The sequence below is a fragment of the Sphingobacterium tabacisoli genome (assembly GCF_017908035.1).
Lineage (GTDB): Bacteria > Bacteroidota > Bacteroidia > Sphingobacteriales > Sphingobacteriaceae > Sphingobacterium > Sphingobacterium tabacisoli.
The window spans coordinates 24,583-32,310 of record NZ_JAEQMU010000008.1 but is presented as its reverse complement, the minus strand read 5'-3'; the positions used below and the strand labels follow the sequence as shown (position 1 = coordinate 32,310).

Annotated in this window: 4 protein-coding genes; 3 read left to right on the top strand and 1 reads right to left on the bottom strand. The window is 40.2% G+C overall.

Going from position 1 to position 7,728, the window contains the following annotated elements:
• Nucleotides 1–268: 268 nt before the first annotated feature.
• Nucleotides 269–604: a hypothetical protein gene (locus tag JKG64_RS21590; RefSeq protein ID WP_210356345.1), complete on the bottom strand. Its 336-nt coding sequence runs from the start codon at nucleotides 602–604 to the stop codon at nucleotides 269–271.
• Nucleotides 605–1,432: 828 nt separating this feature from the next.
• On the opposite strand from JKG64_RS21590, the gene JKG64_RS21585 reads away from it, so the two are divergent.
• The 3 genes from JKG64_RS21585 to JKG64_RS21575 all read left to right on the top strand — a co-directional run bounded on the left by JKG64_RS21585 (nucleotide 1,433) and on the right by JKG64_RS21575 (nucleotide 7,626).
• Complete coding sequence (locus tag JKG64_RS21585; RefSeq protein WP_210356344.1) at nucleotides 1,433–2,347, top strand: hypothetical protein; 915 nt, start codon at nucleotides 1,433–1,435, stop codon at nucleotides 2,345–2,347.
• A 343-nt stretch (nucleotides 2,348–2,690) separates the two neighbouring features.
• Nucleotides 2,691–5,843, top strand: coding sequence for a SusC/RagA family TonB-linked outer membrane protein (locus JKG64_RS21580; protein ID WP_210356343.1), 3,153 nt, complete (start codon nucleotides 2,691–2,693; stop codon nucleotides 5,841–5,843).
• Nucleotides 5,844–5,862: 19 nt separating this feature from the next.
• Nucleotides 5,863–7,626: a SusD/RagB family nutrient-binding outer membrane lipoprotein gene (locus JKG64_RS21575; protein ID WP_210356342.1), complete on the top strand. Its 1,764-nt coding sequence runs from the start codon at nucleotides 5,863–5,865 to the stop codon at nucleotides 7,624–7,626.
• The last annotated feature ends 102 nt before the right edge of the window (nucleotides 7,627–7,728 follow it).

Below are 7,728 nucleotides of genomic sequence, written 5' to 3'. Positions count from 1 at the left end.
GGTAGATACAAATTAGGGCAGCCAACGAGGGCTACCCTAAACAGGCTGGTACAAGACCGCCTAAAACCTAAAATTACAAAAAAATATAAAATTGACTTGTATATTAACACAGAATCTAAAAAGTAACAAATCGTCGTCATTGCGAACCAGAGGAACGATGGTGTGGCAATCTAACTTACTTAAAACACAGATTGCTTTGTCATACTTCCTCGCAAAGACGAGAAATTCAAGCTTTTTAGACAGCCCCTTAATTTTAGAAGAGAAAAAATTAATCTCTTTTACTGTCTACTAAAGCAAGTACTTCTGAGTTGGTTTTTTCTTCCAACATGTCGTCAAGTTCTTCTTTACTTGCAGCTGTTTTTTGACAGGGTTTGTTAAGACCTGTTCCACAAGGTCTGTTTGACGGAGCAGGGCCCTCCTTCCATTTGCTTGGATCGGAGAAAGCTCCTTCAGAAGTGTCTTCGCTATCATAATGAAAGATAATTGTTTCGACATTTGTCGTTTTATAATCACCCTTCTCTATCGCTTTCAATACGAAGAAAGCACCCAATAAAAATAATAATGTAATACCAGCGCGTAGCCAGTTATTTTTTAAAGCACGCATAAGCATTCTTTTAGTTGTTTTTAAATCTTGTTGTTTAATGTGCATCGCGGTTTTACCTCACAGTGATGCAGTCGAGGAGTTTCCGAAGTAAATTCGGAACAAGCTCCGTGGGGTGGACAGCCGACCTCCTAGAGGCCGGACAGCCGAGCTGCCCGTGAATACGGCAAACTTGAGGGGGTACCAGATTCTATTGACGACTCTCTGCTGGGCTAAGAGGCTCTGGCGGAGCAAGCGTATCCTAATGTATACGTCTGGTTGTCGATAGAACCTGCTCAAGGCTACTTTGGTAGTCAAGAATACGCACAGCCTGATCCGCCAATGGGAGGATAGCGACAGTGGTCGCAGATTTGCGATCCATGCTGTCATGATGTGTAATGCTGTGTTTCTTCTTTTCATCTCAAGTGATCTTCTATACTGTTATTTGCTCCGCCAAGGCTCCTTGTTCTCAGCGGCGCAGCCTTGGCGCGTCCTGCCCACTGGTTTTGTTTGCACTGTATCGCTGTACCCGCGTCCCTGTGTCCTGAGCTATCCCATCCAGCCCTATGGCGTACCGAAGGATATAAATAGCGGGTCTCACTGCCTGTGGCTATTCTGCTCAGGACGATATACCATCGGGAAAGATGGTTAGGACCTCGGTACGCCCACCATATCGTTAGTTTAATTCTCTATGCTCGAAAGCAAAGAAAATAAGAGGTTCACTTTTTTCCGTATTTATTGACGGATATTGGTGAGATATAGTGGTATCCTGCGAAGTTTTTTGAAATTGTGGGTTTGTTTTTGTAATATTATGGTTGCCAAATAGTTATAAACGATCAAAAATTTGAGATTATGGTCATGTTCTTTTTAAATAATGAAGAGGAGCCTCATTATAAGCTCTCGGAGCGAAATAAGCGTATCCTACGTATGGTGTGGGCTCTTGTCATTGCGCTATTCATTTCTACATTGGGGCATCCGATCGGTGATGGGTGGAAGATATGGTCGCACGTGATGGAGAATGTCGATTATTATGTCGATCTAGTTTGGTGTTGGGTATTGGTCTTCATGGTGCTGGAGTATATCTATGGGATCACGAGGTATCTGGATGAGAAACAGCCTTGGAAAGAGGGATACTACAAGCGGATGTTGTTGATGGTGATATTGTGCATAGTGGGTGGGATGCTGTTCATGGAGGTATTTGACCATATGTATAGACAGGTTACGGGGCGTTTGCTAGTGCGGATACATCTTAAAGTTTTCCAGATTCCAGTTTCGTTGATAATCCCGATTGCTTATAGTCTGTTCTGTAGTGTAGAGTCGCTTAAAGATACCTATTTCGATCTGTTGGAAAAAAATAAAGCAGATGAAAGTAGCGTTCACAAGAACGGGAATAAGATAGTGGAGGAGGATGCGGTGACCGAGGACAATCCGATTATTGCAATCAAAGATGGCGAAAAGATTCGCCTATTAGATGTCCCAGTAAAACTGATATGGCATAGTGATGGGATTAATGAAATCTATTATGGTGTGGATGCGTTTTATGAAGATAATCATACACTGACAGGACTGTATAGCTATTTGGATAAGCAGGTGTATAGAAAGGCTGGTCGTAATGCGGTGGTGCATCGTGATATAATATTGGGTTGTAAGCCTCGGGCGGATAAGGGAATGATCCTGGAACTGGTAGAGGGTTATACCCAACAGATCGTGGTCTCGAAAAATGACGTGGAGGACTTTATGGCCTGGTTTGAGGCCAAGGCTGATTGAGTTATGCAGGTTGATTCTAATGATTCGTGTCCAAAGTAAATGAGAGCTCCTTAGTTTTTGCGTTTTTTGCCGTTTTAAAAAAGTTGTATAAACAAGTGTTGGTAATCAGTGTGTTGTGATGGTTTAGTCTTTTTTTTGTCTTTTGTTTTGATTTAGAGGCTGTATGCTGAATTTTATTCATGTTTTAGATAGTGTGTGTGGATTTTTATTTGTGAATTTTTGTAAAATAGTTTCGCAAAAAAACGCATAACCCCATTTTTTTTCGTAGACTTGCTTAACTAAATTACTGGTGTACAAATCTATTATTAGAAAATAAACACAATTTTAACAAACTATCAAACACATGAAAAAGAGATTTTTACTTGCTTTTTTCGGGGTGTGCCTTTATGCATCCTGTTTGATGGCACAGCAAAAAGCAGTTTCGGGTAAGGTAACTTCTTCTGACGGAGGTGGCCTGAGCAACGTAACTGTTATTGTAAAGGGAACAACACGCTCCGTGCAGACGAATGCGGATGGTTCTTTCTCAATCCAAGCTGCGCCAGGCGAAACATTGATCTTTAGAGCAATCGGTTCTGGAGAGACTTCACAATTAGTGGGCTCGGGCAATGTCTACAACATCAAATTGAGTGGCTCAGAAGAAGCTATTGATGAGGTGGTTGTAACGGCTTTGGGTATCAAGAAGGAAAAGAAAGCGCTGGGGTATGCTGTGCAGGATATCAAGGCAGACGAATTGATGAAGAACAAGACGTCTAATGTGGTGAACTCACTAGCAGGTAAAATCGCTGGTGTGAACGTAACGCAAAGTTCAGGTGCTGCTGGTGCTGGAGCGCAAATTATTTTACGTGGTGGTACTTCATTAGAGCGTGATAATCAGCCTCTTTTTGTAGTTGACGGCGTAATTTACGACAACTCTACGGTATTAGGTGGTAACAGTGGATTTGATGGTGCGCAAACTACATCTTCATCCAATAGTAATCGAATCATGGATGTGAATCCTGAGGATATTGAGAACGTTTCGGTATTAAAGGGACCAGCTGCCGCTGCGTTGTATGGTTCACGGGCTGCTGCAGGAGCGATTATTATTACGACAAAAAGAGGTAAAGAAGGGAGAGCCGAGATTAGCTTTTCATCAAGAGCTTCTACGAATTGGGTAAATAGGCTTCCTGAGCAACAAAATAAATATAAACGAGGATCGTATAATGCGAAAGGGGTATTGGATACCTACACTACGCAGTCATGGGGTGAGGAATTCGGAGCTAATGATGTCATGTATGACAATATTAAAGACTTTTTCCAGACTTCGTCTATTTATGATAACAATGTAAGTTTGGCAGGAGGTAGTCAGAATACAACGTACTATATATCTGCCTCGCGTTTTGATCAAAAAGGTATCGTACCATCTACTGGCTTTGATAAGACTACTTTCAGATTCAACGGAGATCAGAAGTATGGAAGGTTGAAACTAGGTGCAAATATAGCATACTCCTTAGCAAATACAGACAAGACATTAACTTCTGCAGGCCTTTACAATTCAGGTGGTACAGGAGCAATGAATTCTGTCTACAGATGGTCGAGAAATGACGATATGCGTAAGTATCTTAATGATGATGGGACGAAATATCGCATGTTTGAAGGATTGCAGAAACTCCAAGACGATGTTGAAAACCCGTACTGGACTGTAAATAGAAACGTATTGGGTGATAAAACGGAGCGCTTTACAGCAAATATTAACGCTAATCTGAATTTATTTGATTGGTGGAATGTTTCTTATCAGGTGGGTACGGATAGCTATTTGACAAGAAACTCAACATTGATCGCAGAAAATGGGGCGGTTAAAGAACAGTTTCAAAAAGGTATGATGTCTGAGAGTGACTATAAATTCAATTATTGGTCCTCCAATTTGATGTCAAACTTTAATAAGACTGTAGGCGATTTCGATCTCGGAGCGTTAGTCGGTTTCTACTCTGAGCAGACTACTGTTGATAATAACAGAAGAATGGGATTTAATTTTGTCGTAGATAAGTTTTATAGTTTCGAAAATATTATTGACGCAAATAAACGTTTTTCTTCCATAGAAAATAAGAGAAGATTATTTGGGCTTTACGGAGAGTTAAAAGCTGCCTATAAAAATATGCTTTTCTTAAATGTTACAGGAAGAAATGACTGGACATCGACACTACCTGTGGCGAATCGATCTTATTTTTACCCTTCTGTGGGTGGTAGTTTTGTGTTTTCAGAGCTTACAAAGGATGTTGATTGGCTAAGTTTTGGTAAGGTGAGGGCATCATGGGCGAAGGTTGGTAAGGATGCAACTCCTTATTTGACGGATACCTACTTATGGCCTTCGAAAGACTTTTTAGGAGGCCTTGTCGGTACTGGTAATCATTGGAATAGAGGAAATCCAATTCTGAAACCAGAAAGTACAACGTCTTTCGAAATCGGTGCTGAATTGCGATTTTTTAATAACCGTTTGGGTGTTGATTATACTTATTATACCAATAATTCTTACGACCAGATCATTTCTCCAAGGATGGGGCAGTCCACAGGTTATATCTTGGTTTCTGTAAATGCAGGTGATATCTATAATAAAGGTATGGAGCTGGCACTGACAGGTAAACCTATTGTTAAAGATGGTTTTGTATGGGAATCAACATTGAACATGGCGAGAAATAAAGGAACGTTAGAAAATCTATTTAAAGGTGCCGAAGTCTTGTATGTTACGGATGTTCAGGTTGGTAATGCAAAGGCGGCTTCTTTTAATGGAGGAGATTTTATGGCGATCTCTGGATCAAAATGGACGCGGACACCGGATGGTAAAGTTGTGCTAGATTCAAAGACAGGTATGCCTGTGAGTGATAACCTGACAACTTATGCTATCGGTAATAGGGAACCAAAATTGACGGGAGGATTTAATAATAGTTTCCAGTATAAAAATTTGAACCTTTCTTTCCTTTTCGACTTTAGAATAGGTGGAGACATCTATAATGGTACGGACTATGCTATGACGATTAATGGTATGAGCAAGCGTTCGATGGAAAGAGAATCCATTACTTTGAACGGAGCGATAAACACAGGGACAGCCTCTAACCCTGTTTATGAAGATAAATCCTTTACTTATGTAGCTGATCAGGATTATGAGATCAGCGGTGTTAAGACCAGTGGTAAGAAGATTATACAGGATTATTATACAACTTTTTACGCTAGAGAAAGTGCTAATTTCATGACGAATACCAATTGGTTGAGATTGCGTTCAATATCTTTGTCTTACGATTTCAGAAATGAATTAGTGAAAAATGCAGGTCTGTCGAAAGTGGTCAAAGGATTGACAGCTACGGTTACTGGTACTAATCTTTGGTTATTAACAAACTATAAAGGTATGGATCCAGAAGCATCAGCAGCAGGTTCAGGCATCGTAGGGTCTAGTTCTGTCGGAATAGACTTTAATGGGGTACCTAGTACTGCTGGAGTGGCATTTGGGTTAAACTTTAAATTCTAATCTGATTGTGATGAATAAAATGAATAAACTTTTAATACTTTTTGTAGCGTCAATAACACTTGGTGCGTGTAGCAAAAGTTGGTTGGATATTAATAATGATCCAAGTAATCCATCTAGTAAGGATGCAACAGTGAATAGTCGTTTACCCTGGATGCAACATCATCTGATGTATGCTCAGGGAACGGCTGGTGCTAGAGCTGCATTAGTAACTCAAGGACTTACATTTATCAATAACGCTACTGCGCAGCAAAGTTTGGCGGCAGGGTGGAATCCTGTGGCTGGTATGGTCACGACACCTTATCAATTCTTTTTTGTTACCGTAGCATCCAATATTGCTGAGCTGGAAAAGAGAGCAGAAGCGGAGCAGGCATATCACTACCTTGGAGCAGCTAAGGTAATACGCGCTATGGGATTTATGTTAATGACGGATTGGTATGGTGAAATGCCTTATACGGAAGCCTTAAGCTTGAATATTACACCTAAATTTGATGATGGTAAAACAATCTTTGAGGGATGTTTGGCCGATATAGATTCCGCAATTGCTTATTTCGAAATGCAACAACCAAGTACAGCAACGCCATTGAGTGCTGGGGATAGTTGGAACAAAGGGGATGTAAACAAATGGATTAAGCTTTGCTATGGTCTGAAAGCCCGTTGGATGAATAACTTATCCAAGAAGTCATCACTTTACAAGCCTGATGAGATATTGGCGCTATTAGATAAAGCTCCGGTTTCAAATGCGGAAAGTACAGTTGTCAATCATGAAGATGTAAAAGAAGGGTCTGGAGATCCCTTATTTAATGATCCTATAAAGACATCTATTTTGTTTGATAATATTGGAATGAATACCAACTTTAGAGTGACTAAATGGTATGAGAATATCCTAACAAACTTTGCTGGAAATGGAGTTGAAGATCCAAGAGCTGATAAATTGATCCCTTGGGCGGAGTTTGGTTTTCCAAAGAAATTTTTGCGCTCAAAAGGGGTTGATATGCAGTCTGATATCCGTATGAATGCTGGGCCTATAAATGGTTCTTACAATGAGACTGCTAAGGATATTGACAATAATGGCCGGGTGATCAAGCCGGGCACCTGGTATATTAATAATGCAAACCCTGCCCGTTGGGGGGATACCGTGTATGTGTCAATGAAGAGTAGTTCGATCGGATATAATAGTGATAACTCTGATATCTATAAGTGGAAAGATGGGACTGTAGGTGGTAGTGGTACATTCTATTCTAGGCCTGACGCGCAAACATTTGTGATGACTTACGCGGAGATGTGTTTTATTAAAGCTGAAATATATATGCGTAAAGGACAGCAAAAGCAAGCGTTCGACGCTTATAAACAAGGAGTTTTGGCTAATATCGATATGATGAATACCAAGCTGAAAACTTATGGTAATATTAATCCAAGTAAATCCCCGATGGATCAGGCTAAGATTGATGCTTTTGTCAATAATGGTATCGGGACAGAATCCAATATTAACATGGCAAAAATCATGACGCAAAAATATATCGCTATGTCATACTCTCAGCAAAATTGGAATGATATGCGCAGACATGATTATAGTGCGAATTCTTACTTAGGCTGGGACGTGCCTCATGAGTATAAGGTTACTGCTGCTGCTCAAGTGAAGATTCCGATGGGCAAACAGTTTAGACGAGTTATGCAAGTTTCTCACGAAATCAATTATAATTCAAATAATGTGAAAGCATCGCATCCAAATGCATTGAGTGACGATATTTGGTCATTTCCTGTTTGGTGGGATATTGTAGAATAACATTATTTTTTATAATGCGTTTTAAGCCCCTTGCAGTTTTCTGCGAGGGGCTTTTTTTACGTACTGTATTAAAAACGTTACTAAATAGTGTCTTTCTTACAC

Coding starts and splice junctions, on each gene's coding strand:
- JKG64_RS21590 (WP_210356345.1), bottom strand. CDS start 604: ATGCGTGCTTTAAAAAATAACTGGCTACGCGCTGGTATTACATTATTA.
- JKG64_RS21585 (WP_210356344.1), top strand. CDS start 1,433: ATGGTCATGTTCTTTTTAAATAATGAAGAGGAGCCTCATTATAAGCTC.
- JKG64_RS21575 (WP_210356342.1), top strand. CDS start 5,863: ATGAATAAACTTTTAATACTTTTTGTAGCGTCAATAACACTTGGTGCG.
- JKG64_RS21580 (WP_210356343.1), top strand. CDS start 2,691: ATGAAAAAGAGATTTTTACTTGCTTTTTTCGGGGTGTGCCTTTATGCA.